Source organism: Amycolatopsis sp. M39 (assembly GCF_001651785.1).
Lineage (GTDB): Bacteria > Actinomycetota > Actinomycetes > Mycobacteriales > Pseudonocardiaceae > Amycolatopsis > Amycolatopsis rubida.
Genome location: NZ_LWSF01000004.1, coordinates 63,453 through 90,364 on the forward strand (window position 1 = coordinate 63,453; position 26,912 = coordinate 90,364).

Annotated in this window: 31 protein-coding genes and 1 pseudogene; 10 read left to right on the forward strand and 22 right to left on the reverse strand. The window is 69.7% G+C overall.

The window, feature by feature from the left end:
- Positions 1-419 (reverse strand): hypothetical protein (locus tag A4R44_RS48925; RefSeq protein WP_198545245.1); only part of this gene is annotated, 419 nt, incomplete at its 3' end.
- Positions 420-745: 326 nt separating this feature from the next.
- Between A4R44_RS48925 and A4R44_RS10835 the strand changes: the two genes are divergently transcribed.
- Positions 746-3,715, forward strand: coding sequence for a PDZ domain-containing protein (locus tag A4R44_RS10835; RefSeq protein WP_067578902.1), 2,970 nt, complete (start codon positions 746-748; stop codon positions 3,713-3,715).
- 20 nt (positions 3,716-3,735) lie between these two features.
- On the opposite strand, the gene A4R44_RS10840 is transcribed toward A4R44_RS10835, so the two are convergent.
- From A4R44_RS10840 to A4R44_RS10865, 7 genes are all read right to left on the reverse strand, one after another.
- Positions 3,736-4,107, reverse strand: a complete 372-nt coding sequence (locus A4R44_RS10840; RefSeq protein WP_067578904.1) for a VOC family protein — start codon at positions 4,105-4,107, stop codon at positions 3,736-3,738.
- Positions 4,108-4,155: 48 nt separating this feature from the next.
- A complete protein-coding gene (locus tag A4R44_RS10845) occupies positions 4,156-4,752 on the reverse strand; it encodes a GNAT family N-acetyltransferase (protein WP_067580097.1) in 597 nt (198 codons plus the stop codon).
- Positions 4,753-4,894: 142 nt separating this feature from the next.
- Positions 4,895-5,068: a hypothetical protein gene (locus tag A4R44_RS47830; protein ID WP_157904852.1), complete on the reverse strand. Its 174-nt coding sequence runs from the start codon at positions 5,066-5,068 to the stop codon at positions 4,895-4,897.
- Positions 5,065-5,430 carry a hypothetical protein gene (locus tag A4R44_RS10850; RefSeq protein ID WP_067578907.1) on the reverse strand — a complete coding sequence of 122 codons (366 nt, stop codon included), beginning with the start codon at positions 5,428-5,430 and terminating at the stop codon, positions 5,065-5,067. The genes A4R44_RS47830 and A4R44_RS10850 overlap by 4 nt, the downstream gene beginning before the upstream one ends.
- Positions 5,431-5,676: 246 nt before the next feature.
- Entirely contained in the window at positions 5,677-6,054 is a 378-nt protein-coding gene (locus A4R44_RS10855) for a hypothetical protein (RefSeq protein WP_067578909.1), read from the reverse strand.
- Positions 6,055-6,142: 88 nt separating this feature from the next.
- Positions 6,143-6,760 carry a response regulator transcription factor gene (locus A4R44_RS10860; RefSeq protein ID WP_067578911.1) on the reverse strand — a complete coding sequence of 206 codons (618 nt, stop codon included), beginning with the start codon at positions 6,758-6,760 and terminating at the stop codon, positions 6,143-6,145.
- A complete protein-coding gene (locus A4R44_RS10865; RefSeq protein WP_067578913.1) occupies positions 6,757-7,932 on the reverse strand; it encodes a sensor histidine kinase in 1,176 nt (391 codons plus the stop codon). The genes A4R44_RS10860 and A4R44_RS10865 overlap by 4 nt, the downstream gene beginning before the upstream one ends.
- A gap of 170 nt (positions 7,933-8,102) precedes the next feature.
- Here A4R44_RS10865 and A4R44_RS10870 point away from each other — a divergent pair, with 170 nt between their 5' ends.
- The 8 genes and pseudogenes from A4R44_RS10870 (at position 8,103) to A4R44_RS10900 (ending at position 16,462) form a co-directional block, all read left to right on the forward strand.
- Positions 8,103-9,119: an ABC transporter permease gene (locus A4R44_RS10870; RefSeq protein WP_067578916.1), complete on the forward strand. Its 1,017-nt coding sequence runs from the start codon at positions 8,103-8,105 to the stop codon at positions 9,117-9,119.
- Complete coding sequence (locus A4R44_RS10875; RefSeq protein ID WP_067578918.1) at positions 9,119-9,817, forward strand: ABC transporter ATP-binding protein; 699 nt, start codon at positions 9,119-9,121, stop codon at positions 9,815-9,817. Before A4R44_RS10870 ends, A4R44_RS10875 begins: the two co-directional genes overlap by 1 nt.
- Positions 9,814-10,146 carry a DUF2871 family protein gene (locus A4R44_RS10880; protein WP_093574257.1) on the forward strand — a complete coding sequence of 111 codons (333 nt, stop codon included), beginning with the start codon at positions 9,814-9,816 and terminating at the stop codon, positions 10,144-10,146. The genes A4R44_RS10875 and A4R44_RS10880 overlap by 4 nt, the downstream gene beginning before the upstream one ends.
- A gap of 345 nt (positions 10,147-10,491) precedes the next feature.
- Positions 10,492-11,511: pseudogene (locus tag A4R44_RS10885) on the forward strand (FAD binding domain-containing protein); the annotation flags it as partial.
- 215 nt (positions 11,512-11,726) lie between these two features.
- Positions 11,727-11,924 (forward strand): hypothetical protein, encoded by a 198-nt coding sequence (locus A4R44_RS50175; protein WP_232791597.1) that lies wholly within the window; start codon positions 11,727-11,729, stop codon positions 11,922-11,924.
- Between the two features lie 82 nt (positions 11,925-12,006).
- Positions 12,007-14,376, forward strand: a complete 2,370-nt coding sequence (xdhB, locus tag A4R44_RS10890; protein WP_067578920.1) for a xanthine dehydrogenase molybdopterin binding subunit — start codon at positions 12,007-12,009, stop codon at positions 14,374-14,376.
- The gene (gene xdhC / locus A4R44_RS10895) at positions 14,373-15,197 is read left to right on the forward strand and encodes a xanthine dehydrogenase accessory protein XdhC (RefSeq protein ID WP_067578922.1); all 825 of its coding nucleotides are present in this window, start codon (positions 14,373-14,375) and stop codon (positions 15,195-15,197) included. The genes xdhB and xdhC overlap by 4 nt, the downstream gene beginning before the upstream one ends.
- Positions 15,198-15,268: 71 nt before the next feature.
- On the forward strand, positions 15,269-16,462 hold the full coding sequence (locus A4R44_RS10900) for a GNAT family N-acetyltransferase (RefSeq protein ID WP_067578924.1): 1,194 nt from the start codon (positions 15,269-15,271) through the stop codon (positions 16,460-16,462).
- Here the strand turns inward: A4R44_RS10900 and A4R44_RS10905 are convergent.
- Genes A4R44_RS10905 through A4R44_RS10915 form a run of 3 tightly spaced genes read right to left on the reverse strand, consistent with a single transcriptional unit; the run spans position 16,459 to position 18,516 of the window.
- Positions 16,459-17,013, reverse strand: a complete 555-nt coding sequence (locus tag A4R44_RS10905; RefSeq protein ID WP_067578926.1) for a TetR/AcrR family transcriptional regulator — start codon at positions 17,011-17,013, stop codon at positions 16,459-16,461. The two genes, A4R44_RS10900 and A4R44_RS10905, sit on opposite strands and share 4 nt — an antisense overlap.
- The gene (locus A4R44_RS10910) at positions 17,010-18,326 is read right to left on the reverse strand and encodes an amidase (RefSeq protein ID WP_067578929.1); all 1,317 of its coding nucleotides are present in this window, start codon (positions 18,324-18,326) and stop codon (positions 17,010-17,012) included. Before A4R44_RS10910 ends, A4R44_RS10905 begins: the two co-directional genes overlap by 4 nt.
- Positions 18,313-18,516: a hypothetical protein gene (locus A4R44_RS10915; protein WP_067578931.1), complete on the reverse strand. Its 204-nt coding sequence runs from the start codon at positions 18,514-18,516 to the stop codon at positions 18,313-18,315. Before A4R44_RS10915 ends, A4R44_RS10910 begins: the two co-directional genes overlap by 14 nt.
- 87 nt (positions 18,517-18,603) lie before the next feature.
- On the opposite strand from A4R44_RS10915, the gene A4R44_RS10920 reads away from it, so the two are divergent.
- The gene (locus A4R44_RS10920) at positions 18,604-19,449 is read left to right on the forward strand and encodes an MBL fold metallo-hydrolase (RefSeq protein WP_067578933.1); all 846 of its coding nucleotides are present in this window, start codon (positions 18,604-18,606) and stop codon (positions 19,447-19,449) included.
- Here A4R44_RS10920 and A4R44_RS10925 read toward each other — a convergent pair.
- From A4R44_RS10925 to A4R44_RS10975, 11 genes are read right to left on the reverse strand one after another with little or no spacing between them, the layout of a single operon-like run.
- The gene (locus A4R44_RS10925) at positions 19,409-19,798 is read right to left on the reverse strand and encodes an SRPBCC family protein (RefSeq protein ID WP_067578935.1); all 390 of its coding nucleotides are present in this window, start codon (positions 19,796-19,798) and stop codon (positions 19,409-19,411) included. The genes A4R44_RS10920 and A4R44_RS10925 overlap by 41 nt on opposite strands.
- Positions 19,798-19,983, reverse strand: coding sequence for a tautomerase family protein (locus A4R44_RS10930; RefSeq protein WP_067578937.1), 186 nt, complete (start codon positions 19,981-19,983; stop codon positions 19,798-19,800). The genes A4R44_RS10925 and A4R44_RS10930 overlap by 1 nt, the downstream gene beginning before the upstream one ends.
- Before the next feature lie 12 nt (positions 19,984-19,995).
- The gene (locus A4R44_RS10935) at positions 19,996-20,961 is read right to left on the reverse strand and encodes a biotin-dependent carboxyltransferase family protein (protein WP_067578940.1); all 966 of its coding nucleotides are present in this window, start codon (positions 20,959-20,961) and stop codon (positions 19,996-19,998) included.
- Positions 20,951-21,841 carry an allophanate hydrolase subunit 1 gene (locus A4R44_RS10940; RefSeq protein ID WP_067578942.1) on the reverse strand — a complete coding sequence of 297 codons (891 nt, stop codon included), beginning with the start codon at positions 21,839-21,841 and terminating at the stop codon, positions 20,951-20,953. The genes A4R44_RS10935 and A4R44_RS10940 overlap by 11 nt, the downstream gene beginning before the upstream one ends.
- Positions 21,838-23,187, reverse strand: coding sequence for an acetyl/propionyl/methylcrotonyl-CoA carboxylase subunit alpha (locus tag A4R44_RS10945; RefSeq protein WP_067578944.1), 1,350 nt, complete (start codon positions 23,185-23,187; stop codon positions 21,838-21,840). The genes A4R44_RS10940 and A4R44_RS10945 overlap by 4 nt, the downstream gene beginning before the upstream one ends.
- Positions 23,184-23,432 carry an acetyl-CoA carboxylase gene (locus A4R44_RS10950; RefSeq protein WP_067580099.1) on the reverse strand — a complete coding sequence of 83 codons (249 nt, stop codon included), beginning with the start codon at positions 23,430-23,432 and terminating at the stop codon, positions 23,184-23,186. The genes A4R44_RS10945 and A4R44_RS10950 overlap by 4 nt, the downstream gene beginning before the upstream one ends.
- A gap of 38 nt (positions 23,433-23,470) precedes the next feature.
- A complete protein-coding gene (pxpA, locus tag A4R44_RS10955) occupies positions 23,471-24,193 on the reverse strand; it encodes a 5-oxoprolinase subunit PxpA (protein WP_067578946.1) in 723 nt (240 codons plus the stop codon).
- Positions 24,194-24,227: 34 nt separating this feature from the next.
- Entirely contained in the window at positions 24,228-24,563 is a 336-nt protein-coding gene (locus A4R44_RS10960) for a Rieske 2Fe-2S domain-containing protein (RefSeq protein WP_067578948.1), read from the reverse strand.
- A 15-nt stretch (positions 24,564-24,578) separates the two neighbouring features.
- Complete coding sequence (locus tag A4R44_RS10965) at positions 24,579-25,589, reverse strand: 2Fe-2S iron-sulfur cluster binding domain-containing protein (RefSeq protein WP_067578950.1); 1,011 nt, start codon at positions 25,587-25,589, stop codon at positions 24,579-24,581.
- Between the two features lie 7 nt (positions 25,590-25,596).
- Positions 25,597-26,583: a toluene monooxygenase gene (locus A4R44_RS10970; RefSeq protein WP_067578952.1), complete on the reverse strand. Its 987-nt coding sequence runs from the start codon at positions 26,581-26,583 to the stop codon at positions 25,597-25,599.
- A complete protein-coding gene (locus tag A4R44_RS10975; protein WP_043840218.1) occupies positions 26,580-26,903 on the reverse strand; it encodes an MmoB/DmpM family protein in 324 nt (107 codons plus the stop codon). The genes A4R44_RS10970 and A4R44_RS10975 overlap by 4 nt, the downstream gene beginning before the upstream one ends.
- Positions 26,904-26,912: the final 9 nt, after the last annotated feature.

The following is a 26,912-nucleotide window of genomic DNA, read 5'->3' on the forward strand; positions in this document are numbered from 1 at the left end:
GCCCGCTCCAGTCGCGGAGGGACGGCTGACGGCTGACCAGCGATGCTGGCCAGCGGCAGCAGGCCCTGCTCCCGCTCGGCGGGAACCGCGCAGGCGACAACGAACTCCGCGCGACAGCCGACCGGACCGGCCTCCGCCACGTCGTGGCCCGGATCCGCGAACTGCGCGGCAGTGCCGCCTCGGACCCGGCGACGCCACGGGTCGTTGCTCGCGGGTCTCCCGCGCAGGCCGCTCCGCAGTCTGCCGGGGTCGTGCTCGGCGCTGCCCGGGGGCACCTGGCGGGCGCCGCGGGGAGGCGCGGTGCTCAGCACGTCCAGCCGCAGTGCGGCAGCCCCCCACGACGCGGGCGGGTCTCGCCTGCCGGACCGGACCGCCGCCTCTGCCTCGCCTGCCCGCACTGCCGGTGCCGGATCGCTCATCTCGACTCCTCATGTCATCTGAGGACTTTGACCGTAACCGAGGCTGCGGCATCAGGCAACCCTGGTCAGGTCCCGCTCCGACCCGCGGCACCGACAGGCGAAAGATCAGATGTAAAGTCCGCCCGTTCACCAACCGAGATCTCGGCCGAACCGCGTGCAGCCTGGGCTGATCCACCCAGATAACGGTGATTATCAGCCAGTTTCCCACTTCCGGGCACCACCCGGAGGGCTCCTTGACGGCCGACGCACCCTCCTGCATAGTCTGCTAGACATCGGATGTCATGGCGCGCAGGACATCTGCCGATGCCTGGTCAAGGAGGACCTGAATGGCCAACCGCCGGCTTCTGAGCATCGTCCTGTCCGCCGTCGCCGGGGTGGCCGGAACGCTCGCCCTCGGCCAGCCGGCCGCCGCGAGCGGGCCGCCGCCGGTGACGGTGTATGCCGCTCCGCGCGCTGACGCGCCGCCCGGAAATCCCTGCACCCGGCCGCGCCCGTGTTCGCTTTCCCAGGCGCAGCAACGGGTTCGGCACCTTCTCCGCACCGGGGCCGGCACCCGCCGCGACATCGTGGTCAAGCTCGCCGGCGGCTCCTACTACCTCTCCGCTCCCCTGGCGTTCGGCCCGCAGGACTCCGGCCGGGGCGGCCACACCGTGACCTGGCAGCAGGCGACCGACGCCGCCGTGACGATCAGCGGCGGCCGGCCGTTGCGCCCGGCCTGGCAGCCCGCGGCTCCCGGCAGCAAGATCATGGCGGCGACCGTCCCGGCCGGGCTGGATTTCGACGGCCTGTTCGTCAACGGGCAGCGCCAGATCCTGGCCCGCTATCCGAACTACGATCCGGACGCGGCCCGGCTGCAGGGGTCGGTCTCGCTGGCCGATCTGGGGCGGGAGTCGGCGAAGTGGTCGAACCCGTCGACCGCGCTGGTGCGCGCGATGCACTGCGGCGACTGGGGTTCGGTCTCGTTCACCGTCAGCGGCCGCACCGGCGACGGGCTCGCTCTGCACTATGTCGGCGACAACAACCGGCCGCGGGACTGCGGGCTGACGAAGGGGAACGGGCCCGGCCGGATCGGACCGGCGATGGCCGAGAACGTCAAGGAGGAACTCGACGCCCCCGGCGAGTGGTTCTACGAGCGGACGAGCGGCCGGCTGCTCTACTATCCGCCGGAGGGAACCGATCTTTCCGCCGCGACGGTCGAAACCGCTGAGCAGGACCAGCTGATCACCCTCGCCGGGACCTCCCCGGCCAACCCCGTCCACGACATCACGTTGCGCGGACTGCACTTCGCCGCCACTCACCGCACGCTTTTCGACAGCACCTTCGAAGCCGACGCCAAGGGCGACTGGGCAGTGGTCCGCAAGGGCGCGGTGCATCTGAAGAACGCCGCGGACATCGCAGTCACCGGATCATTTTTCGACCAGCTCGGCGGCAACGGCGTATTCCTGGACGGCTACACCAAGCACAACACGGTCAGCGACAACAAGTTCGAGTCCGACGGAGCCACGGACGTCCAGATCGTCGGCTCGCCGAGCGCGGTACGCGACTACTCCGGCAACTATGACGACACCGTGTCCGTCTCCGACACCGCGCCCGGGCCGAAGACCGACGACTATCCCCGCGACATCGTCGTGCGGAACAACCGCATGCGGAGCATGGGCCGGTTCGAGAAGCAGTCCTCCGGGGTCAACATCTCCATGAGCGCGAATGTCACCGTCGACGGCAACACCATCTCCGACAGCCCGCGCGCGTGCCTCAACATCGAGGACGGCACCTGGGGCGGGCACGACATCAAGAACAACGACCTCTTCGACTGCGTCAAGGAAACCGGCGACAACGGCTCGGTCAACGTGTGGGGACGCGGCCGGTTCTGGGCCAGTTCCGGCAACAACACTCTCGCGCCGGGCACGAGCTTCGAAGGCTCCACCGGCACCGCGCTGACCGACGCCCAGGCCCGGCACCTGATGAAGCGCGACGTCGTCCGGCCCATCACCGTCCAGCACAACCGGTTCTGGCACGCCGGCGACTGGGCCATCGACCTCGACGACGGATCGTCGGACTTCCGGTTGCTGGACAACCTCATCCTCAAGGGCGGCATCAAACTGCGCGACGGGTACGAGCGCACGGTGCGGAACAACCTGCTCGTGGACGGCTCGATCTACGAACAGGTCAGCCACTCCGGCTGCGGCGACGTCATCGAGCACAACATCACCCTCGGGCCGCAGGCGTACAGCAACGTGCTGAACAACCCGTCCACGGCCCAGTACGGCGTCGACCGCAATCTCTTCTGGAACGACCATTACCCGGTTTACGTCAATCCCGACGGCAGCGGCAACGAGGCGCTTTCCGCGGACGGCGCCACGATCAACCCCCAGTCGGCCTGGGTTCGCGCCGGAATGGACCCGCACTCGCTCGTCGCGGACCCGGAATTCACCGCGGCCGACCCGACAGCGAGCTACGACTTCACCGTCGCCTCCGGCTCGCCCGCGGTCAGCCTCGGATACGCCAACTTCCCGATGACCGGTTTCGGGGCCGCCGGCGGACCGCTTCCGCCCAAGGCGGCCTTCGCTTACGGCCCAGGCTCGGGCGGGCCAGCCAACGGGCTGATCGTCCAGCCTGAAATGCTGATGGGAGCCACCGCGACCAATATCCCGTCGCTCGCCGTCCAGTCGTCGCTCGGCTTGACCAAGCCTTACGGCCTTTACCTGACCTCGGTGCCAGAAGGCAGCTATGCGGCTCAGCACGGGCTGCGGACCGGTGACGACATCACGGCCGTCAACGGCACCTCAGTGACCGACGATCGCAACACTTTCTGGCTCAGCTACAACAAACTCGCCCCGGGTGCGCCGATCACGCTGACCGTGCGGCGCGGGCAGGCCGACGTCACTGTCCGTCTTGGCAAGACGCTCGGATCCGAATTGCTCAACAACACCTCCGGCGTCGTCTACACCACCGCCGGAGCCCCGTCGACGGGATGGATCTGGCGCGGTAAAACGGCCGGAGGCGCGAATTCCTACCTCGACGACATCTGGGCGACGCAGAATGCCGGGGACTCGTGGAGTTTGACGTTCTCCGGAACGGGGATCGACATCATCTCCGAAACCAACACCGACGAGGGCGACGTCGACCTGACCTTGGACAGCGCCCCCGATCGGACGGTCAGTTTCGTCACGCCGGCCCGGGAGTATCAGTCGACAGTCGCGACCATCTCGGGCCTGCGGCCGGGCGTGCATACCGTTACGGGCACGATGAAGAACGGCAGTTACCTGATCGTGGATGCTTTCCGGACTCATCCGTAGCTGATGTTGAACGCGATCTTCTATTCGGTGCGCGAACCGCCCGTCAGGTGGGCGAGCACATTGACGACATTCCCGCCCGGATCCTCCACAAAAAACCGCCGCACGCCCCACGACTCGTCGGTCAACGGATAAACCACCCGCAGCCCACGCCGCACCGCCTCCGCATGGGCCGCATCGACCGCCTCCGGGTCGCCGAGGTCGATACCCCAGCGAGGAACGGGATCACCGCTTCCAGGCGGAAGCACAAGCACCTGAGCAACCGGATTGTCCCTGCTACGCAAGCCAAGAGCAGGAGAATCCATAGCAACCTCGAACCCCAGAACCTGAACATAGAAATCACGGGTCGCGACGTCGTCGGAACCTTCGGAGTAGGCAATGATGCGTTTGATCACCCGGAGAGCGTCCCAGACCAGGCGGACCGAGTCTTGGAGAAAGAGGAGCTAACCGCCAGCGGAGTAAGCGATGCGGCGGTGCCGTCCGGGACGCTGGACCCGCCAGTGCCGCCCGCGCGACGACGACCGGCCCGCGCCGCGCGCCGCGAGCGCGAGGTGACGCTCAGCGAACTGTTCGGCGGTGATGCTCATCAGAACGGGGTACTTGACCTCCCCGCGCAGCAACTCGGCGTCGCGGAGCCGGCCCTCTTCCCGAAAGCCCAGCTCGCCGTGCAGCGACAGCGAGGCGAAGTTGCTGCCATTGACGCTCACCTCGCACGCCCGGTACCGGCACCGCTCGAACATGAACGCCAGCAGCAGCGCGACCGCGTCGGCGGCGTAACCGCAGCGGCGGTGCTGCGGGCCGATCCCGACGCCGTAGCTGAACCGGCCGGAGAACGGATCCGTTTCGACCCACACGGAGCCGACCAGCGTCCGGTTGTGCAGGGTTTCGATCGCGAAGTGGAAGCCGTCCGGGGAGGAGTGCCCGCGGTGCGTCGCCCAGTGTCGGTAGCCGCCGACCTGCGGGTCGCGCGCCCGGACGGAGTCCCGGTCGAATCCGGCGAGGGTGCGCTGGTCGCCGGGGCGGACCTCGCGCAGCCGCACCTTCCGTCCGACCTCGTCGACCCGCCACGGGGCGACAGCGCCGGACCCGGCCCGCCGAGACGCATTCGTGATCATCGGGAGTGATGGTACCGGCCGCGTCCGGGCGGGTTTCAGGAGAATCCCCCATCGGCGCCGGACCCCGTCACTCCGTGCGGTTTCCCTTCACCGGAGCGGGTTTTTCCGGATCGAACCGCTCCGGTTCGGGAGCCAGCGAGGGCCCGGCGAAATCCGGGTCGGCGAACGCGGGGGCGAGCAGGCGCTTCTGGGCAGCATCGACGCGACGCCGGTGAAGTACCCGCTGGTCGTGCCCGTTCACAGGCCGCCGGGCACGATGCAGTCGGTGTCGCTCCGCACGAACGGCCCCAGGACCCGGCTGCCGGGATCGAAGGCGCAGGCCACCAGGTACGAGACGGGCGGGTACACCCCACGGTCCTCTTCGGCTGCACGGCAGGCCAGGCGGACGACGCAGTCCTGGAGATCCGCCCGGGCGTCCGGAGCGAAGAGGCTGGAATACGCACCGGCGTGATGCCGCTCGACCTTCGGCTGAACGGGGATCTTCAGCCCGGCGATGCCCTCGGACCAGTTCTGCGCCGGGGTGTCGAGAAACGGCCGGGCCAGGTCGACGCGCCCGTAGCCGGGGAGGCTGGTCGGCGCGAGTGCGGTGGCGGGCGTGCGCACGGCGGACTGCTCCCCGCGGTCCCCTGCTTCCACCGGCAGAAACCCGCCGCCCCGACGGCCGCCACCCTGCGCCGACGCGCCCGGCGCCGCAGACCGGTCCAAGCTTCTTTTTCGGCGTACCGCTGCCAATCCGGGTCCATCAGGTCCGGGTGGCTCTCGATGTCGATCTCGCAGCGAAAGATCGACAACCGCGAGCAGGCGTTACGAGCGGCCGGGCTTGGCGATCATTTCGAAATCCAGGCGGGGTCACATCAATTTGCACGGAATGTCGGCATTTTCGTCGAGATAATACGAAGCGCACACGCGGTGGTAACCGTCCGCGATGACCAGGTCGTCGACCGTCTCGAATCCGGGATGGCCGTGCCCGCGCACGAGCAGGACCGGCGAGAGCGCCTTGCCGCCCTTGACCTTCTCCAGGTCCTTCGCGACGTGCGCGTTGTCCTCGGGGAGCAGCTTCAGCCTGCTGGCCCGGAGGATGTCCTTCGCTTTGCGGTGCGTCAGTTTCGCGTCTTTCAGCTGATCGACCAGACCGGCCGCGGTGTCCTCGGGCGCGACCAGGGTGAGATAGTCGAATGCTGCCGGATAATCGTGCTCGTCCGGTTCGTCTTTCCAGTGCTCTTTCACAACGCCTCCCTCGATTCGACGGGAGTCATTGTCGTCCGGTCCGAGGCGGGCGGGCCAGGTCCGTCGCCCGTCTGCGAAGCGGAACGCGTCAGCGGCGGATCAGCCCCTGTGCCTTCCCCGCCGCCACCGCCGCGGTCCGGGAATCCACTCCGAGCTTCGGGTAAATGTGCACCAAATGCGATTTCACCGTCGCCTCGCTCAAAAACAGCCGTTTGCTGATCTCCAGGTTCGACAACCCGTCCGCGACCAGCCCCAGCACCTCGATCTCCCGGGGCGACAACGCGGCCGCCGGGGCGCGCATGCGGTTCATCAGCCGGTGCGCGACCGCGGGGGCCAGGACGGTCTGCCCGGTGGCGGCGTTGCGCACCGCGGCGGCGAGGTCTTCCGGTGGGGCGTCCTTCAGGAGATACCCGGTCGCGCCTGCTTCGATCGCGGCCAGGATGTCGCCGTCGGTGTCGTATGTCGTCAGGACCAGGACTTTCGGCGCGCCGGTCGCCGCGGTGATCTCCGCGGTTGCTTCCGAGCCGTGCGTTCCGGAGCCGAACTGGAGGTCCATCAGCACGACGTCCACGCCGGCCGCCAGCCGCACGGCCTCCTCCGCGGAGGACGCTTCGGCGACGACTTCCAGGTCCGGTTCGGTTTCCAGGACGGCGCGCAATCCGGCGCGGACGACGGGGTGGTCGTCGGCGAGCAGGAGGCGGATCATCGCGGGTCCACCGGGAAGCTCACGGCCAGCGCGGCGCCGTTGCCGGGCGACGATTCCACGGTCCACGAGCCGCCGAGGGAGCGGGCGCGGGCGCGCATCGCGGGCAGGCCGAAGCCGCTGCCGCCGCGTACTTCCCGCGGTTCGAAGCCGATGCCGTCGTCCACGGCGTCCAGGGTGATGCTCGTGTCCATGTAACTCAAGGTCAGCTCGGCCCGGCCGGCTGCGGCGTGCCGGACGGTGTTGGCCAGCGCAGACTGGGCGATCCGCAGCAAGGCGACCTCGTACGCGGTCGGCACGTCGAACGGGGCGCCGCTGAGGTGAAAGTGGACAGTCAGACCGGAACGCTGCTGCGTGGTCGCGCACAGACGTTCCAACGCCGCGGGCAAGGAAGCTCCTTCCAGTTCCACCGGGGCCAGTGCGTAGACGAGACGGCGGGCTTCGGTGAGGTTGTCTTGCGCGGCTTGCCGGGCCTGCGTGACGTGCGGGACCGCGGCGTCGGGACGGTCCGGCAGCGCGCGTTCGGCGGCGCGGAGCAGCAGGTGGATGCTCGACAGGCCCTGTGCGAGGGTGTCGTGGATTTCCCGCGCGAGGCGTTCCCGTTCGGCCAGGACGCCGGCGGAGTGTTCCATCGCGGCGAGGTCGTCGCGGGTCTCGCGCAGCTCCTCGATGAGCTGCCGTCGTTGCTCGCTTTCGCGGTAGAGCACCTGGTAGCCGAGCACGGTGGCGATCGCGACCGCGGCCCCGAGCGCCGGGCCGATGATCACGCCAACGCTGAATCCGCCTTGGTGGCGCGTGAAACCGGCGATCGCCAGGACCGCGGTCAGCGCGACGACTGCCGGACCCCAGCGCGTCGGCAGCAGGTGCATGTGCAGGAAGTACAACGGGAAAGCCAGCCACACCCCGTCGGGCGTGAGCCACAGCAGCACGAGCCACGCGACGCCCAGTACGGCCAGCCATCCGGCCGTCGCGCCCGCCAGCCGGCCGACGCGAGGCAGCAGCGGGCCCGCGGTGTAGACGCCGCCCATCACCAGCGCGCCCGCCAGCACCGCGGGCGCGTGCGGCACTCCGTCGGCGAACGCGCGCGCGACGGCGAGCACCAGCAGTCCGGCCAGCAGGAGGTGCAGGCAGACGCGCAGGACGCGCAACGGCCGGTCGAGGGTGTGCGGGTTCACGAAAGCGGCTACCTCCCCCGTCGATTGTCCGTGTCCCGGGCGGATTTCGCATCAATCGAAAGGTTGAGCGGCGTGTCACCCATCGATTCCCGGGAGACCGTCCGCGGCGCGATGTTCCCGCGCCCCGGCCGGACGAGGCTGGGAAGCACACCGAGAAGGAAGGGACGCACATGTTCGTCGCGTGGCGGGATCTGCGCTTCGCCAAGGGGCGGTTCGCGCTGATGGGGACCGTCGTCGTGCTGATGACACTGCTGGTCGGGCTGTTGTCCGGGCTGAGCGCGGGGCTGGCCGCGCAGAGCACGTCCGCGATCACCGGGTTGAAGGCCGACCACCTGGTCTTCGCCGAACCCGGCAGCGGATCGCTCTCGTTTGGACAGTCCACAGTGACCCGTGAGCAGGCCGAGCAGTACGCCCGGGTTCCGGGAGTGACCAGCGCGGAACCGATCGCGGTCAGCACGGCCAGCGCGGCGGCCGGCGAGCACACCGCGACATTGGCGGCGTTCGGAGTCCGAAACCAGCGCCCGGGCACCGTGGTGCTGTCCACAGATGCGGCCGACGCGTTGACGGCCCGCGAAGGCGACCAGCTCACCTTGCAAGGCCAGAAAGTCACCGTTTCCGCCATTTCCGGGGACGAGTCCTACAGCCATCTCCCGGTGGTGTGGACGCACCTCGCCGGTCCAAACGCGACAGTGCTCGCGGTGACCGCTGACCCGTCCACCGACATCGCCGCCGCGGACGCACGCCTCGGCACCCGTACCGTCACGAAGGACGACGCGTTGTCCGCGATCGGTTCCTACTCGGCGGAAAACGGCTCGCTCCAGCTCATGCGCGGCTTCCTGTTCGTGATCTCCGCGCTGGTGATCGGCGCGTTCTTCACCGTGTGGACGATCCAGCGCAGCCGCGACATCGCGGTGCTGAAAGCGCTCGGCGCGACCACGAAGTACCTGCTGCGGGACGCGCTCGGCCAGGTCGTCGTGCTGCTGGCCGGCGGGACCGCGCTCGGGACCGGACTCGCCGCCGCGCTCGGAGCGGTCGCGTCGGGGACGGTGCCGTTCGTGCTCAGCGCGGGCACCTTGCTCGGCCCGGCCGCGGTGCTGGTGGTGCTCGGGGTGCTCGGCGCCGCCCTCGCGGTCCGCCGCATCACCTCCGTCGACCCGCTGACCGCCCTCACCTCCGGAGCGCGCTGATGAGCCTGCACCTGTCCGGCATCACCCTCACCTACCCCGACGGCGATTCCCGCCTCACCGCCCTCGACCAGGTCGATCTCCACGTGCCCGCCGGGAGCGTCGCCGCGGTGGCCGGACCGTCCGGATCCGGCAAATCGAGCCTGCTGGCCGTCGCCGCGACGCTCGTCCGGCCCGATCGCGGACGCGTGGCCGTCGGCGGCGTCGACACCACCGGCCTGGACCGCGCCGCGCTGGCGGAACTGCGGCGCACCAAGATCGGGATCGTGTTCCAGCAACCGAATCTGCTGGCGTCGCTCACCGCGCTCGAACAACTGGAAGTCATGGCGCACCTGAGCCGAACCCCACGCCGCGAGGCGAGGAAACGAGCCGCGGAGCTGCTCGACGCCGTCGGGCTGGCCGATCGCGCGACGCACCGGCCGGGACGGCTTTCCGGCGGACAGCAGCAACGGGTGACCATCGCGCGCGCCTTGATGAACGAGCCCGCCGTGCTGCTGGTCGACGAGCCGACGAGCGCCCTGGACCAGGACCGCGGAGCGGCAGTGGTCGATCTGCTCACTACGATCACGCACCAGCAGGCGACGGCAACCGTACTGGTCACCCACGACCGCTCCCACCTCGAAGGAGTCGACTCGGTGCACGAGGTCGTCGACGGACGGATCCACCAGCCGGCCCGGGCCTGCGCCGAGGAGAACCGATGACGAAGAAGATCTGCTGGGCCGCCGCGATCTACCCGATCCTCGGCCTGCTCGGCGGGCTGTACTACCGCGAACTGACCAAGGCGGAGCACTTCGCCGGCGACACCCAGCTGTCCATTGTGCACACTCGCTTGCTCGCGCTCGGGACGCTGGTGTTCCTGATCGTCCTGGTGCTGGACAAGGTGTTCACGCTGTCGGCGACGAGGTCGTTCGCGCCGTTCTTCTGGGTTTACCACGCCGGGATGCTCGTGCACGGCACGCTCACTGTGCTGGGCAGGGAATCCGGCGCGGCGATCGCCGGCATCCGTAAGCCCGCTGACGCGAAAGCGTGACGTGAGGGGGACGGCGGGCCTTGTCCTGAGCTGAGACCGGCGTTACGCTTCGTCAACGGCGGTGCGCCCGCACCGTCCGTTCCGCTCGCTCTTGAGGAGGTGCGCGTGCTTCTGACTTCCGGACAGCTCGCCGACCTCCGTCGGCGCACGCGCCAGTCCGCCTGGAACAAGGGGCGCGTCGCGCACGGCTGGCCGACGCGGCACTGAGCGGTCTCCCCGTTCGGTACGCGCTCGCGCACGGGCCCGAGTCCCGTTGCCGCGAACTTCCCCACAGTCCCCTGACCTGCGTCGATACGGCGCGTCGGCGGCCGTGGACCCAGCCGAGAAAAGACGAGAGGAACTCCGATGGTCGACCCCGAGGTGACCGTCAACGGGAAACGCACCGCGATCGGCGCCGTCCCCGTGCACACCACGGCACTGGACTGGCTCCGCGGACAGGGCCTGACCGGCTGCAAGGAGGGCTGCGCCGAAGGCGAATGCGGCGCGTGCGCGATCCTGGTCGCGCGGCCCGGCGTCGAGTCCCCGACGGACCTGGTCGCGATCAACGCGTGCCTCGCCCCGGTCGGTTCGCTGGACGGGCAGGAAGTGTGGACGGCCGAGGGTCTCGGGTCCGCCGAGGACTTGCACCCGGTGCAGCACGAAATGGCCGTGCGCGGCGGATCCCAGTGCGGTTACTGCACTCCCGGGTTCGTCTGCAGCATGGCCGCCGAGTACTACCGCGGCGACCGGGACGCGACCGGCGACGACCACGCGCCGAACGGCTTCGACATCCACGCGCTGAGCGGAAACCTCTGCCGCTGCACCGGATACCGGCCGATCCGCGACGCCGCGCACGCGCTCGGCGCTCCCCCGGCCGAGGATCCGCTGGCGCGACGCCGAACGTGCCGCGCACCGGAACCCGTTGCGACGCAGCTGCACGGCGCTGGACAGGACTATCTCCGGCCGGCCAGCTGGACCGAAGCGCTGCGCCTGCGCCACGACCGTCCTAACGCGACCTTCGTGGCCGGGTCGACGGACTGGGGCGTCGAGGTGAACATCCGCGGCGTCCGGGCGGACTGCGTCGTCGCCATCGACCGCGTGCCGGAGCTGCAAGTGCTGAACATCGGCGCGGACACGATCGAAATCGGCGCGGGACTGAGCCTCACCGAAATGGACCGCCGCCTCGACGGCCGGGTGCCGCTGCTGAGCCAGCTGATCCCGCAGTTCGCGTCCCGGCTGATCCGGAATGCCGCGACCCTCGGCGGAAACCTCGGCACCGGTTCGCCGATCGGCGATTCCGCGCCGGTGCTGCTCGCGCTCGGCGCAAGGGTTGTCTTGTCCGCCATGGACGGAGAGCGCGAGGTGCCGCTCGACGAGTACTTCACCGGATACCGGCAGAGCGTCCGGCGCGACGACGAACTGATCCGTTCGGTGCGGATTCCCTTGCCGCTGGCCGGAACCACCGCGTTCCACAAGGTCGCCAAGCGACGGTTCGACGATATCTCCAGCGTCGCCGTCGCATTCGCGCTCGACATCGAAGACGGTCTCGTGCGCACCGCGCAGATCGGCCTCNCGGCCTCGGCGGGGTCGCCGCCACGCCGATTCGCGCCAAAGACACCGAAGCCGCGCTCGTCGGACAGTCCTGGAACGAGGAAACCGTCCGCGCCGCGGCGGAAATCCTGCGCGGCGAGGGCACGCCGATGGACGACCACCGCGCGAGCGCCGCGTACCGCACCGCGACGCTGGGCCGCAGCCTGCTGAAACTGCACGCCGACTCTCTTGAGGGAGCACGAGCATGAGCGCAGCTCGCCAGCGAATCATCACTGTTCATGCCGTCGCCTCCCCAGCGACCAGCGTGAAACTCGGCAAGGAGGCGACGGCATGAGCGCACTTTCCGAACGCCCGGAAAGCCCGTCCATCGGGATCGCCCGGCCGCACGAGGCCGCTGCCGCGCACGTCCGGGGCACCGCGCTGTACACCGACGACCTCGTCGCCCGCACGAAAGACGTCCTGCACGCCTACCCCGTGCAGGTGGCTGAGGCACACGCGAAAGTGCTCGCGATCCGCACCGAAGCGGCGGAAGCCGTACCCGGCGTGGTTCGCGTCCTCACTGCGGCGGATGTCCCTGGCGTCAACGATTCCGGGGTGCACCACGACGAACCGCTGTTCCCGTCCGAGGTGATGTTCTTCGGCCACGCGGTGTGCTGGGTGCTCGGCGAGACGCTGGAAGCGGCGCGGCTGGGCGCGGCGGCCGTCGAGGTGGACACCGAAGCGCTGCCGTCGCTGGTGACCGTCGGCGACGCGATCGCCGCGGGCAGTTTCCAGGGTGAGCCGCGAGTGGTGGCGCGCGGCGACGTCGACCCGGCGATGGCCGGTTCGGCGCACGTTTTCCGCGGCGAGTTCGACTTCGCCGGCCAGGAGCACTTCTACCTGGAAACCCAGTGCGCGCTGGCGCACGTGGACGAGTCCGACCAGATTTTCGTGCAGAGCAGCACGCAGCATCCGTCGGAAACGCAGGACATCGTGGCGCACGTGCTGGGCAAGCACAGCCACGAGGTCACCGTGCAGAGCCTGCGGATGGGCGGCGGGTTCGGCGGCAAGGAATGGCAGCCGCACGGGTTCGCCGCGGTCGCCGCGCTCGGCGCGACACTCACCGGACGTCCGGTGCGGCTGCGGCTGACCCGCACCCAGGACATGACGATGACCGGCAAACGGCACGGTTTCCACGCCGAATGGAGCGTCGGCTTCGACGCCGAGGGCAAGCTTCAGGCGCTGGACGTCGTGCTGACCGCGGACGGCGGCTGGAGCCTCGACCTGTCCGAGCCGGTGCTCGCCCGCGCGCTGTGCCACGTCGACAACGCGTACTGGATCCCGCACGTCCGTGCACTGGGGCGGATCGCGAAGACCAACAAGACGTCGCAGACCGCGTTCCGCGGCTTCGGCGGGCCGCAGGGCATGCTGGTGATCGAGGACATCCTCGGCCGCTGCGCACCGCTGCTCGGCATCGACCCGACCGAACTGCGGCGGCGCAACTTCTACTCCGAAGGCCAGGACACGCCCTACGGGATGCCGGTGCGGCACCCGGAACGCATCCACCGGATCTGGCGGCAACTGCTGGATTTGGGCGACGCCGAGAAGCGGCAGGCCGAGATCGCGGCGTACAACGCGAAGCACGCGCATTCCAAGCGCGGCCTCGCGATCACGCCGGTGAAGTTCGGGATCTCGTTCAACCTCACCGCGTTCAACCAGGCCGGCGCACTGGTGCACGTCTACAAGGACGGCTCGGTGCTGATCAACCACGGCGGCACCGAAATGGGCCAGGGCCTGCACACGAAGATGCTGCAGGTGGCCGCGACCGCGCTGGGCGTGCCGCCGGAGAAGGTGCGGCTGGCCCCGACCCGGACCGACAAGGTGCCGAACACCTCGGCCACCGCGGCGAGTTCCGGCGCGGACCTCAACGGCGGCGCGGTCAAGAACGCCTGCGAGCAGATCCGCGATCGGCTGCTCACCGTCGCGGCGGGCAAGCTCGGCGTGCCGGAAAACGACGTCCGGATCGTCCGCGGGGCCGCGCGCACCCCGTCCGGCGAGGAGATCGGCTGGGACGAACTCGTGCACGCGGCTTACTTCGACCGGGTGCACCTGTCGGCGGCCGGGTACTACCGGACCGAGGGTCTGAGCTGGGATTCCGCGAGGATGAGCGGCACCCCGTTCAAGTACTTCGCCTATGGCGCGGCGCTGGCCGAGGTCGAGGTGGACGACTTCACCGGCGCGTACCGCACGCGGCGGGTCGACATCGTGCACGACGTCGGCGACAGCCTGTCCCCGCTGATCGACATCGGCCAGATCGAGGGCGGGTTCGTGCAGGGCATGGGCTGGCTGACCCTGGAAGACCTGCGCTGGGACGAGTCCGACCGGCCCTCCCGAGGGCGGCTCGCCACCCAGGCGGCGAGCACGTACAAGCTGCCGAGCCTGTCGGAGATGCCGGAGGTCTTCAACGTCACGCTGCTCGCCAACGCCGCGGAAGACGGCGCGGTCTACGGCTCGAAGGCGGTCGGCGAACCGCCGTTGATGCTGGCCTTCGCGGTGCGGGAAGCGTTGCGGCAGGCGGTCGCCGCGTTCGGCGAGCCCGGGCACAGCGTCGACCTCGCTTCCCCGGCGACGCCGGAGGCCGTGTTCTGGGCGATCGACCGCGCCGTCACCGCAGCTCCGGCGGTCGAGGCGCAGGTGCCGGATCTGGTGGGCCAGCCATGAACTGGCTCAGCGCGGTCCAGCGCTTGCGGGACGCGGGGCTGCCGGGCGTGCTTGTCACCGTGACGTCCTCGCGCGGGCACACCCCGCGCGAAGGCGGCGCGAAAATGGTGGTCGGCGCTTCGGAATGCCACGGCACGATCGGCGGTGGCAACGCCGAGGCGGTCGCGGTCGAGCGGGCCCAGGAGTTGTTGCGGGACAATGCGACCGCACCGGTGCTGCAAACGCTTTCGTTGTCCGACAAGGCTCCCTACCAGCACGGCGTGCAATGCTGCGGAGGAACGATGACGCTGTTGTTCGAGCCGCTTCCGGTGCGTCCGGCGGTGGCGGTCTTCGGGATCGGGCACGTCGGCCTTGAGCTGGCGCGGGTGCTCGCCCGGCACGAGGTTTCGCTGCACCTGATCGACAGCCGCCCGGCGCAGCTGACCGCGGAACGGCTGGCTGTGCTCGACGACGCCGTGGCCAGCGTGCACGTCCACCAGGTCCCGCTGCTGCCGGAGACGGTGCTGTCGGAGCTGCCCGCGGGCACGCACGTGCTGATCATGACGCACGACCACGCCGAGGACATCGCGCTGTGCGACGCGGCGCTGCGCAGCGGCAGGTGCGGGTCGATCGGGCTGATCGGATCCGCCGGGAAATGGTCGCGGTTCCGGAAGCGGCTGACCGGTCTCGGGCACGACGAGGCGGCGCTGTCCCGGATCACCACCCCGATCGGCCTTCCCGACCTGGACGGGAAGGAACCGGCGGTGATCGCGGTGAGCGTCGCGGCCGCGTTGCTGCGGAAATTCCAGACGCGCGTCCAGCCGGGAGCCCTTCAGGCGTAAATCGCTTGCCTGCCCCCGGGAGCACGACTGGGATACGGGGAGACACCGTCAGCTCCTGGGGGCCTCCTGCCATGGAAATCCGGCACAACAACGACTACGAACTCTTCTTCAGCACCGTCCAAGCCGCGTTCGGCCGGTACTGGCCCGATTCGGCGGGCAGCGGAGTCCTCGGGGCCTTCGAGAGCGAACGGAGCTTGATCGCCCACGCGCCGGACGGGAAACCGGTCGGCACCGCCGGCGCGTACTCCTTCGAACTCACGCTTCCGGGCGAGGTGCTCGCCTCCGCCGCCGGGGTCACGGCCGTCGGTGTGCTGCCGACGCACCGGCGCCAAGGCGTGCTCCGCGCGATGATGCGGGAACACCTCGCCGACGTCCGCGCCCGCGGGGAGTTCCTGTCCGTCCTGCTCTGCTCCGAAGCGGTGATCTACCGGCGATTCGGCTACGGACCGGCGACCTGCACGGAGCAGATGACCGTCGAACGGCACCGCTCCGCGTTCGGTGCCCCGCGCGGAGGTACGGCGGTCGCGACCGGTTCCGTCGAGCTGCACCGGCGCGTCGACTGCGGTGAGCTGCTGGAAGAGATCTACGACCGCTACCGCCGCGTCCAGCCCGGCGCGTTGTCGCGGCCGCACCGCTGGTGGGCGCTGGGCGCGGGACACCCGCCGACCGGGCCGGAACCGCGGTACCTCGTCGTGCACCGGGACGCGGACGGCACCGCGGACGGGTACGCGAGCTACCTGGTCAACGACGCCGTCCTGACCGTCGACGAGGTCATCGCCGTCGACGACGCCGCTTTCACCTCGCTCACCCAGTACCTGCTGGGACACGATCTGGTGAAGAAGATCGACTTCAGGCACCTCCCGCCGGGGAACCCGCTGCGCTGGCAGCTGGCGGACCTGCGCGCGGCCGAGCCCACCACGACGGACTGGCTCTGGGTGCGGCTGCTGGACATCCCGCGCGCCCTGACCAGCCGAGGCTGGTTCACGGACGGTTCGCTGGTCCTCGACGTGACGGACCCGTTCCTGGCGGAGGACGGCCGGTACCGGCTGACAGTGCGGGACGGGAAGGCGGAGTGCGTGCGGACGGATCGCGCGCCGGACCTGTCGCTGGACGTGAGCGATCTGGGCTCGATCTATCTCGGCGGGACGTTGCCGAGCGTGCTGGTCCGGGCCGGACATGTCCAGGCGCACACCGGAGAAGCGGCGGGGCTGGCGGACGCGTTGTTCCGGCCGGATCGCGCGCCGCACTGCGTGCACTGGTTCTAAGCCAGCACCTCCGCCGCCAACCGGCGGGCATACGCGGCGTCGAGGCCGTCGGGACGGAACAGGATCCGGTACATGATCGGGGCCACCACCCGGTCCATCACCGTCTCCGCCGCCGGCGCGGCCTCGCCCCGGGCGACCGCCCTGGCCAGCACGACTTCCACCTGGTCGGCGGCGTACGCCGAGCACTGGCCGGCGTTGCTCCCGTCCGGATCGCCGAGCAGCGCGTCGCGGAGGTAGGCCCGGCCCGCCGGCGAGGACATTTCGTCCAGGAACAGTTCGGTCCACGCCGCCAGGTCCGCGGCCAGCGAACCGCGGTCCTCCGGCGGCGTTTCCGGGCGCAGCCGCTCGACCGCGACGTCCGACAGGAGTTCTTGCAGATCGCCCCAGCGCCGGTAGACCGTCGACGGCGTGACGCCCGCGCGGGCGGCGACCTGCGGCACGGTCAGCGCGTCCCGGCCCGATTCGGCGATCAGGTCGCGGACGGCGGCGTGCACCGATTCCTGGACTCGCGCACTGCGCCCGCCCGGGCGCACCATCCGCTTCTGGCTCACCGTGCCACTTTAAGCCGCGTCCGTTCCAGTGCGTGTCCGGTCCGCAGCAGCACCGGCTCGCCGTGCGGCCGGGCGAGCAGTTGCAGGCCGATCGGCATTCCGTCGAGATCGTCGCCGATCGGGAGCGTCAAGGCGGGTACTCCGGTGACGTTCGCGGGGGCCGAGAGCCGTACGTACGCGTCCGAGACCGCTTCGACGCTCCCGTCGGACCAGGTGACCGTCTCCTGTCCGGCCGGGACGGCGGTCATCGGGACGGTCGGCGCGGCGAGGACGTCGATCTTGTCGAACAGGCGCGTCCACTCCTGGCGCATGAGGGTGCGGGCGCGTTGGGCGCGAAGGTAATCCCCCGCGCTCATCAGCTCGCCGGCTTCGAGCAGGACGCGGACGTCGGCGGCGTACTGATCGGGCACGGTTCGCAGGCTTCGCTCGTGATACGCCGTGGCCTCGGGGACCATCAAGCCCCAGTGCGTCGCCGGGAGGTAGCGGGCCAGCGGGATTTCGACGTCGACCAGCTCGGCGCCCAGGTCGGCGAGGTGGTCGACGGCTTCGCGGACGGAGGCTTCCACCGTCGGGTCGACGTGGTCGAAGTAGTAGTTGCCCGGGACTCCGACGCGGAGGCCGGTCAGGTCCCCGCCGACGGGGAATGACTGTCCGCTGAGGACGGACAGGACGAGCGCGGCGTCCTCGACGGTGCGGGTGATCGGTCCGACGTGGTCCAGCGACCAGGACAGCGAGGTCACGCCGTTGCGCGGGATGAGGCCGTAAGTCGGTTTGAGGCCGACGACTCCGTTCAGCGCGGCCGGGACCCGGATCGAGCCGCCGGTGTCGGTACCGAGGGCGAACGTCGCCGCGCCGGCGGCGACTGCCACTGCCGAACCTCCGCTGGATCCTCCGGCGACGCGGGACGGGTTGCGGGCGTTGTGCGTCTGCGGAGTCGTGAGGCCGTAAGCGAATTCGTGCGTGTGGGTTTTGCCGAGGAGGACCGCTCCGGCCGCCTTGAGCTGAGCGGCGACGGCGCTGTCCCGCTCGGCGCGATGTCCGGCGCGGACCTGGGAGCTGGCGGTGGTCGCGGTTCCGGCGACGTCGATCAGGTCCTTCAAACCCATGGGAATGCCGTGCAGCGGGCTACGGACCCGGCCCAGCGCCGCGGCTTCCGCACGGGCACGATCGGCCTCCACCGTGACGTACGCGTGCAGCCGGGGTTCTGCCTCGTCGATGCGCGCCAGGACGTCTTCGACCAGCTCTGTCGGCGACACCTGCTGCTCCCGGATCGCGGCGGAGGCTTCGGCGAGAGTGAGGTCAGCCAGCGACATGACAACCGCCCTCCTCCGCGCGGTAGAGGGAGGCCGGTGGGGTGTCGCCGAAATCCAGGTCGCGCAGGACGGTGACCACGGAGTGGATGTGGTTGGCGACGGCGGCCACGTCGGGATGCCTGGCGGCATCCAGCGGCAATCCGGCTCGGGCGGCCAGGCTCGCCGCCTCGCCGGGGGTCAACTCGGACATCAGGGCTCCTAAAAGCTAGGCGTTTGCTTTAAGCGACGGTAGCGGCTACTGTCGCTTAAAGCAAACATGTTGCGTTAAGGAGGGCCTGTGACCTGGACCATCGGCGAAGTCGACGTGCACCGCATCGACGAGATCGAGCTGCCCGCCGCCACCGGATCGTGGCTGCTTCCCGGCGCGACAGGCGAAATTCGGCTGCACAGCCACAGTTTCGCGTTCGAGAAGGAGGGGACGAAGATCCTTGTCGACACCGGGATCGGCAACGGGAAGACCCGCGCCAACCCGGCGTGGCATGACCTGGACACGGGATATCTGGACGCGCTGGCCGCCGCCGGGTTCGCGCCGGACGAGGTGGACCTGGTGCTGCTCACCCACCTGCACGCCGACCACGTCGGCTGGAACACCCGGGAGCAGGACGGCGTGTGGGTGCCGACGTTCGCCTCCGCCCGGCACGTCACCGCCCGCGCCGAGCGCGAGTTCTGGGCGGGCTACGACATGGACGGCCCGCGACGGCAGATGTTCGAGGATTCCGTGCTGCCGGTGGAACGCGCGGGCCTGCTGGACCTGGTCGACGTCCCCGCGGACGGGGCGGAAATCGTGCCCGGCGTGCGATTGCTGCCGACGCCCGGCCACACCCCGGGGCACGTCTCGGTCGAAGTGTCCAGCCGCGGCGAGACCGCGCTGATCACCGGGGACGCGGTGCACCATCCCGTGCAGCTCGCGCACCCGGAGATCGGCGCGTCGGTGGACATCGACCCGGCCGAAGCCGAGAAGACCCGCCGCCGTCTCCTCGCCGGACTCGCTGATTCGGGCACGCTCGTGCTGGGCACGCACTTCACCCCGCCCACCGGCGGCCGCCTAGTCTCCCAGGGCTCCGGCTACCGGCTCGCGGACTTCAGGACAGGTGAGCGGGCAGGGCTGCGACGGCCTCGCTGATGGCGGCGTCGAAGGCGCCGGCGAGCGAGTCCGGCGAGATTTCCGTGCTGTATACGACGATCGACCGGCCCGCGTCGATCTCCAGCACGTCTACGGTGCCGAGGTGGCCGGCGACGGGGAGGTCCCCGCCGGTCACCCGGTACTGCAGCCGTCGCCGGGCCGGGTCGTGCGTGACGACGGCTTCTTCCAGGACCGAGCCGTCCCCCAGGACCACGGTGCGGTGCCGCGTGTCGCCGGTGGAGGACTTCATCGACGGGAACCAGTCGGCGACCGCCGCGGGGTCGCCGATCACCCGCCATACCGCGTCGGCGGGCGCGTCGAGCAGGACGTGGGAGCGCAGGGCGGCCATCAGCTGTCCGAGAAAAGCTTGCCCGCCCGCGCCCAGTTCGCGGTGTCGACGTCGGTGAACACGATGCCGACCGATTCCGGCGCGCAGTCGCCGATCCGGCAGATCTCGCGGGTCAGCACCTCGGCCAGCTCGCGTTTCTGCTCGGTGGTGCGACCGGGGAACCAGTCGACCTGGACGTGGGGCATGAGAACTCCTTGTCAGCTCAGGGAATCAGCGGCTTGCTGAGTGCAGGCCCGGTAATCGCGGCGGATGGCGAGCGCTTCGTCCAGATCGACCGCCACGAAACGGGTTTTGGTGTTCGGCGCGGACTGCGCCACCAGGTCCAGGTCTCCGCTGAGGACAGTGCCGACCATCAGGTAACCGCCGCCGGACACCGCGTCACGGTGCAGGATGATCGGTTCGACACCACCGGGAACCTGGATCGAGCCGATCGGATAAGGCGCGTCCACGATGTTCGACGGATCCTGTCCGGCGCCGAACGGCGGAGTACGCGGCTTGGTCTCCAATTGTGCGCCCTGGTAACGGAAACCGACGCGGTCGGCGACCGGGGTGAGCGTCCAGTCGGTGTCCAGGAACGTCGCGCGGCCCGCGTCGGTGAGCACGTGGTCGTAAAGACCCATCACCACGCGGACTTCGATCTCCTTCGACAAAGCCGGGCGCAAGGATTCCGGCAGAAAACGCCCTGGCACACCAGCGCCCGCGCCCACCGCAATGAAGTCTCCGGCGACGAGCGGCGCACCGCTGATCCCGCCGAGTTTACCCAGCCCGTAGGTGGATCGGCTGCCCAGCACCAACGGGACGTCGACGCCGCCGCTCACCGCGAGGTATGCGCGAGCCCCGCGTTTGCAGAACCCGAAGGTGAGGACATCGCCCGCTTGCACCGCGAACGCCTCCCACAGCGGCCGGTCCTCGCCGTTGAGTTTCGGCGGAAGCTCGGCACCGGCGATCGCCACGACGGTGTCCTCGGTGAAGCGCAGTTCCGGTCCCAGGTAGACACATTCGAGCGCGGCCGCACCGGGATCGTTGCCCACCAGTCGGTTGGCGACCGAGTACGAGTACTGGTCGAGCGCGCCGGAGGGCGGGATGCCGACGTCGTAATAGCCGGTGCGGCCGGCGTCCTGGATCGTCGTGGCCAGTCCGGGCTGGCGGACCTCAATCGGCACGGAGCACCTCCATCAGTCCCGCGGTGAAGCCGTCCGGGTCGTCGAGGTACTCGCGCAGCCCGAATTCGACCGGGCGCGAACGGATCCGGAACGTCCCGGCCTCGACCTCCTTGACGTGGTCGTCGTAGGCATCCCGGTCGATCGGCTTGAACCGCACGATGTCGCCGGGCCGGAAGAACACCAGGAAATCCCCGAAGTCCGGGAGTTCCTGCGCCGGATCGTAAATCGGCGCCGGAGTGATGCCGAACATCTGGTACCCGCCCGCGCCGCGCACCGAGTAAACACAGCTGAAGCAGCCGCCGTAGCCGACTGTCTGCTTGGGAGTGTCCGTGCGCGGCCGCAGGTATTTCGGCACGACGATCTGCCGTTCCCGGGGCACCATCTGGTACATGAACGGCAGCCCCGCGACGAACCCCACCATCGAGACGAACCACGGGGAGCCGCTGTGCGCCGCGATGAATTCCCCGGCCCCGGCGTATCCGTTGATCCGGGCGGCGTACTCGATGTCGGTGGCGTCCGGGTCCTGATGCCGGTCGCGGAACCGCATCAGCGTTTCGGTGGTCCACGGATCCTGGTACAGCACCGGGATCTCGACCACCCGGGTCGAAAGGCTGAAGTCCGCGGCGTCGCCGACCTTGTCCTCGATGTCGCGCAGCCGCGCCATCAGGGTGCGCGGTTCGATGACGTCCGGGTCGTACCGGACCTGGTAGGACGCGTTCGCCGGACAGATCTCCACGACGCCGTCCGGCCGGTTCTCGCGCAGCGAGGTGGTGATCGCCATCGCGCGGAAGTTGGCTTGCAGGCTCATTTCCTCGGCCAGTTCGACGAAAATGTGCTCGTCGCCGCCCCAGCTGTACCGCGCCGGAGTCGCGCCGCTCATGCGCCCGCCTCCGCTCGCCGCGCAAGCCACTCTTCGAGCGTCCCGGTGGTGAACGCGCCGTCGGCGAACCATTGCCGCCCGAGAAGTTCGATGAGCAGCGTCGTGGTGGTGGGAACGCCTTCGACGACCAGTTCGGACAGTGCCCGCTTCGCCCGGCGCAACGCGATCGGCCGGTCGTCACCCCACACGATCACCTTGGCCACCAACGAATCGTAGAACGGCGGGACCTGGCTGCCCGGCGCGAGCCAGGTGTCGGTACGGACCCACGGACCGCCCGGCAACCGGACTTCGCCGATTTTTCCGGGACCGGGAAGGAAATCGCGCTCCGGGTCTTCCGCGCAGACCCGGAATTCGACGGCGTGCCCGCGCCTGGTCACCTCCGATTGCCGGAACCGCAACGGTTCCCCGGCCGCGATCCGCAGCTGCTCGGCGACCAGGTCGATCCCGGTGATCAGCTCGGTGACCGGATGCTCGACCTGGATCCGGGTGTTCATCTCGATGAAGAAGAACTCGCCGGTCTCGTCGTCCACGAGGAACTCGCAGGTGCCCGCGCTGCGGTAGCCGACCTCCTTGCACAGCCGCACGGCCGCCGCCGTCATCGCGGTCCGGATCCGTTCGTCGATTCCCGGCGACGGAGCCTCCTCGACCACCTTCTGCCGCCGCCGTTGCAGCGAACACTCGCGCTCGAAGACGTGCACCGTCTCGGAACCGTCGCCGAGCACCTGCACCTCGACGTGCCGCGCGGCCCGCACGAACCGCTCCAGGTACATCTGCCCGTCGCCGAAGGCACTCGCGGCCTCGCCGGAAGCCTGCGGAAACGCGACCTTCAGTTCGGCCTCGTTCCCGGCCACCCGGATCCCCCGGCCGCCTCCGCCCGCCGCGGCCTTGAGCATGATCGGATACCCGATCTCGCCCGCGGCGGCGACCGCTTCGGACACTCCGCCGGGCGTCCCGGGCACCGTCGGCACCCCGGCCGCCTGCGCGACCTGCCGCGCCCGGACCTTGTCCCCCATCTGCTCGATGACCGAAGCCTCCGGACCGACGAACGTCAGCCCCGCGTTCGCCGCCGCGGCGGCGAACGACGCGCGCTCGGACAGGAATCCGTAGCCCGGGTGCACCGCGTCCGCGCCGGTTTCCTTCGCCGCGGCGAGGATCGCGTCCGCCACCAGATAGCTCTTCGCCGCCGGAGCCGGGCCGATCGGGACGACCTGGTCGGCGAGCAGCGCGTGCGCGGCGTTGCGATCGGCCTCGCTGACGACCGCGACCGTCTCGATCCCGAGGTCGTTCGCCGCGCGGATGATCCGGACCGCGATCTCGCCGCGATTGGCGATCAGCAACCGTTTCACGCGTCCACCTCCAGCACTACCAGCGGCTGGCCCGCATCGACGACCGCCTCCGCGCCGGCGGCGAACTCCACGACGGTCCCCGCCGCGCCGGCGGGCACCGGATAGAAGGACTTCATCACCTCGACCAGCCCGACCGTGTCGTCCGCGCCGACCTGCTGGCCGGGCTTCACGAAATCCGGGCTCTCCGGATCGGGCCTGCGGTAAAAGACCCCGGGAATGGGCGAAACCACTTCGAGACGGGACATCAGCGTCACCTCGCACTCGGTAGGGACAGGTACGGAGTTCAGGCCAGGTAGGGCGTCAGCGCATCATGCACGCTTTTCGCCAGGTCCACCGCGCCAGGAGTGTCGGAGTGCACGCAGACGCAGTCCGCGCGCATCGGGATGTCCTGACCGTCCACAGAGGTCGCGAGCCGCTCAGTCACCGCCCGCACGGACCGCTCGGCGGCGATCGCCGGGTCGTAGGCGACGTGCTCGCGGGTGATGATGAGCGAACCGTCGGCGCGGTAGTCCAGGTCGGTGTAGTACTCGGCGATGAAGCCTCGGCCGCGCTTCCCCCACACCTTTTCGTGCATGGTGTTCGCCATGCCCATCAGCGGCACGTCGAAGACGTCGGCCGCCTCCGCGATGGCCCGCGCGACCGTCTCGTCCTGCGACGCCAGACCGTACAGCGCGCCGTGCGGTTTGATGTGGTTGAGCGGCATGCCGTGCTCGGCCAGGAATCCGGTCAGCGCGCCGACCTGGTACACCACCGCTGCGGTGAGTTCCCCGGGCTCCATCTTCAGCTCCCGCCTGCCGAACCCGTCGCGGTCCGGGAACGACGGGTGGGCGCCCACCTTCACCGAATGCTCGTGCGCCAGCGCGACTGTCCGCCGCATGACGACCGGATCGGCGGCGTGGAAACCGCAGGCGACGTTCGCGACCGTGATGTAGGGCATGATGCCCTCGTCGTCGCCGCAACGGTAGATGCTGTAGGCCTCGCCCATGTCGCAGTTGATGGCAACCATGAGTGCTGTTCCTTGTCTTTTTCCGGAATTCTTCTCAGGAATGCGCGATCTTCGGGGTGTCCCCGTCGGGGTCGACGAAGACGTCGTCGCCCTCCAGCCGCACCGGGTACCGGGCGAGCTGCGCATGGCCGGGGTTGATGCCCTGGCACGTGGTGAGGTCGAACGTCCACAGGTGGCTTGTGCACATGAGGGTCTTCTTGTCCAGTTCGCCCTCGACCAGTTCGACCTGCTGGTGCGGGCAGATCGCCTGGGTCGCGACGACCTCGCCGCCGTCGAGGTGGGCGATCAGCACTTCCTTGTCCCCCACCTCGAACGACTCCATGTCGCCTTCCCAGACGTCGTCGATGCTGCACACCCGCACGAAACCCATGCGGAAGCTCCTTTCTCAGCTGAACCGGTCGAAATGGAGCCGGTCGGCGGCGAGCCCGCCCTCCAGCACCAGCGCCCTGGCGAGCGCGTCGGTCATCGCGGGCGGCCCGGCGGCGTAGTAGGTGAAGTCCGTCAGCGCTTCGCCCAGTTTCGCGACCACAGCCTCGTGCACGAACCCTTGGTGCGATCCGGAATCCGCCGAGCCGGGTTCGGAAACCGCGGTGTGCACGTGGAGTGCGCGCAATCGGCGCCCCGCCATCGCCATCGCTTCCGGAATGTGCAAATCGCGCGGAGCACGGCCGCCGCAGAACAAATGGACCGTGCGCTCGGCGGCGTCGGCCTGCGCGGCCGCGCCGAGCACGACACTCGCCATCGCGCCGAGCCCGGAACCGCCTGCGACGCAAACGATGTCGCGGTCGTCGCCGGCACGGTAGTACGCCTGGCCGTACGGGCCGTCCAGTTCGATCGTCTCGCCGAGGTCGAGCCCGTCGAACAGGATCGACGTCGCTTTCCCGCCCGGGGACCGCTTGACGACGAATTTCCATTCCCGCCGGCAGTTCCCGAGATTGCTCATCGAGTACGCGCGTTCGATGCCGCTGGGGAACCCGAGCATCGCGTACTGCCCGGCGCTGAACGCGGCGTGCTTTTCCGCGACGAACACGAATTCGGCCATGTCGTGGGTGAGCCGGTGCACCTCGCGCAGCCGGGCGCGCTGCCGGATCGGCCGGTGCGGCGCGGGTTCCGGCACCGAACTCAGGTCGACCACGCAGTCGCTGGCGGGTTCGCTCTGGCAGGCCAGCCTGCGGCCTTTGCGCCGGTCGCGGGCGCTGAGCCCGGGCGCGTCCGCCCAGCGTGTGCGGACGTCGCCTTCCAGCAGCTCGTACCGGCAGCTTCCGCAGGCTCCGCTGTTGCACTCGTAGCTGAGGCCGACCCCCGCGCGGAGGGCGGCACGCAGCAGCGTGTCGCCCTCCGCGCAAGGAAAGCGAACGCCGGTCCCCCGCAGGAGGACGTGGTGTTCGGTCGTCATCGCCGGTTCAGCCTCCGATGCCGAGCTGCCGCTGGAACGCCCGGAGCGCGCCGATCGCGTTCTGGCCCGCTTCGGCGTTTTCCGCCACTTCGGCGCCGTACGCCTCGATCGCGGCGACCGCGAGCGGCTGCCACTTCGCGACCCACTCGCGCAGCTGCGGCACGTTCGAGTCCACTTCGGACATCTGCTTGACCAGCGCCTCGGTCCAGCGCCGCGACCGCTCGCTGTCCCGCAACGCCGATTCGGCCAGCAGCGCGTGCAGCACGTCGCCGTGCCGCCGGGCGCTGACGCCGAGCTGGCGCAGCACGATCTCGTCGAGCGCCGGCTTGGCCACCACGTTCAGCGCGACGAACGCCTCCGCCCAGTCGAACGTGGTCAGCTGGCGTTCCATCAGCTCGCGGAATCCCTGCCAGGCGGGAAGTTCCTCCCACAGCTCGCGTTCGCGCTCGCCGAACCCGGCGGCCGGATGCGCCTGGCGCAGCTGTGCGGTGCGATAGGCCACATTGGACAGCCAGCGCAGCGAATCGGCCGCCTGGAACGCCGCGCAGTTGGCGATCGTGCTGGCCGGGGCCATGTGCACGAGGTACGCGCTGGCCATCTGCACGGTGTGCAGCAGGTACCGGCTCGGCGTGTACAGCTGGGCCAGCACCGCGACCCACTCCGGCGACAGACCGCGGTCGTGGCCCTCGGCGTCGTGCTGGTCGAGCAGGCCGTCCACATAGGACTCTTGGCCGTCCTGCAGGATGTTGTACGTGCGGTACACCAGCTCGTCCGGATCGCGGAAGGCGTTCCAGTCCGGGTGCGTGATCGGGCTCTGGTTGCGGTAGCGGCGGTAGAAATCCGCCATGAACCCGGTGTGCCCGACGTCCCACGGCTGCTCGGGATCGCGGGTGTGCCACAGCAGGTTGGTGGAGACGATCTCGTACTCGCTCGGCTTGCGCCGGCGGGCGGCGAGGTGCCCCCAGGTCTTGAGCGGCTTGAGCGGGGTGCTCACGAGCTGGCCTCCTTGCGGGCGGAAGTGCCCAGGTAGAAGCGGAAGACGTCGCCGCCGGTCTCGATCCGGCCCACGAACGAGGGCATGATCAGCTCCAGCTCGGACATCTTGAACGGGCGGCCGAGCTCCTCGGCGATGGTCTCGCGGCGCAGAACGCATTCACCGCCCTCGACCTCGACCCGCACGTACGAACCGCGGTCGCGGATGTCGACCCGGCAGCCGGGGTTGTCGGTCACCGCGGCGTCGGCGACGGCGCGCGCCACCTCGCCGACCTGGAGGACCGGGCCGACCGGGTCGGCGATGGGTTCAGCGGTGCTCATCCGGTCCTC

Coding starts and splice junctions, on each gene's coding strand:
- xdhC (WP_067578922.1), top strand. CDS start 14,373: ATGAACTGGCTCAGCGCGGTCCAGCGCTTGCGGGACGCGGGGCTGCCG.
- A4R44_RS10915 (WP_067578931.1), bottom strand. CDS start 18,516: ATGTCCGAGTTGACCCCCGGCGAGGCGGCGAGCCTGGCCGCCCGAGCC.
- A4R44_RS10900 (WP_067578924.1), top strand. CDS start 15,269: ATGGAAATCCGGCACAACAACGACTACGAACTCTTCTTCAGCACCGTC.
- A4R44_RS10925 (WP_067578935.1), bottom strand. CDS start 19,798: ATGGCCGCCCTGCGCTCCCACGTCCTGCTCGACGCGCCCGCCGACGCG.
- A4R44_RS10875 (WP_067578918.1), top strand. CDS start 9,119: ATGAGCCTGCACCTGTCCGGCATCACCCTCACCTACCCCGACGGCGAT.
- xdhB (WP_067578920.1), top strand. CDS start 12,007: ATGAGCGCACTTTCCGAACGCCCGGAAAGCCCGTCCATCGGGATCGCC.
- A4R44_RS10930 (WP_067578937.1), bottom strand. CDS start 19,983: ATGCCCCACGTCCAGGTCGACTGGTTCCCCGGTCGCACCACCGAGCAG.
- A4R44_RS10960 (WP_067578948.1), bottom strand. CDS start 24,563: ATGGGTTTCGTGCGGGTGTGCAGCATCGACGACGTCTGGGAAGGCGAC.
- A4R44_RS10950 (WP_067580099.1), bottom strand. CDS start 23,432: ATGTCCCGTCTCGAAGTGGTTTCGCCCATTCCCGGGGTCTTTTACCGC.
- A4R44_RS10880 (WP_093574257.1), top strand. CDS start 9,814: ATGACGAAGAAGATCTGCTGGGCCGCCGCGATCTACCCGATCCTCGGC.
- pxpA (WP_067578946.1), bottom strand. CDS start 24,193: ATGGTTGCCATCAACTGCGACATGGGCGAGGCCTACAGCATCTACCGT.
- A4R44_RS10965 (WP_067578950.1), bottom strand. CDS start 25,589: ATGACGACCGAACACCACGTCCTCCTGCGGGGGACCGGCGTTCGCTTT.
- A4R44_RS10910 (WP_067578929.1), bottom strand. CDS start 18,326: ATGTCGCTGGCTGACCTCACTCTCGCCGAAGCCTCCGCCGCGATCCGG.
- A4R44_RS10975 (WP_043840218.1), bottom strand. CDS start 26,903: ATGAGCACCGCTGAACCCATCGCCGACCCGGTCGGCCCGGTCCTCCAG.
- A4R44_RS10870 (WP_067578916.1), top strand. CDS start 8,103: ATGTTCGTCGCGTGGCGGGATCTGCGCTTCGCCAAGGGGCGGTTCGCG.
- A4R44_RS10940 (WP_067578942.1), bottom strand. CDS start 21,841: ATGAGCGGCGCGACTCCGGCGCGGTACAGCTGGGGCGGCGACGAGCAC.
- A4R44_RS10835 (WP_067578902.1), top strand. CDS start 746: ATGGCCAACCGCCGGCTTCTGAGCATCGTCCTGTCCGCCGTCGCCGGG.
- A4R44_RS10860 (WP_067578911.1), bottom strand. CDS start 6,760: ATGATCCGCCTCCTGCTCGCCGACGACCACCCCGTCGTCCGCGCCGGA.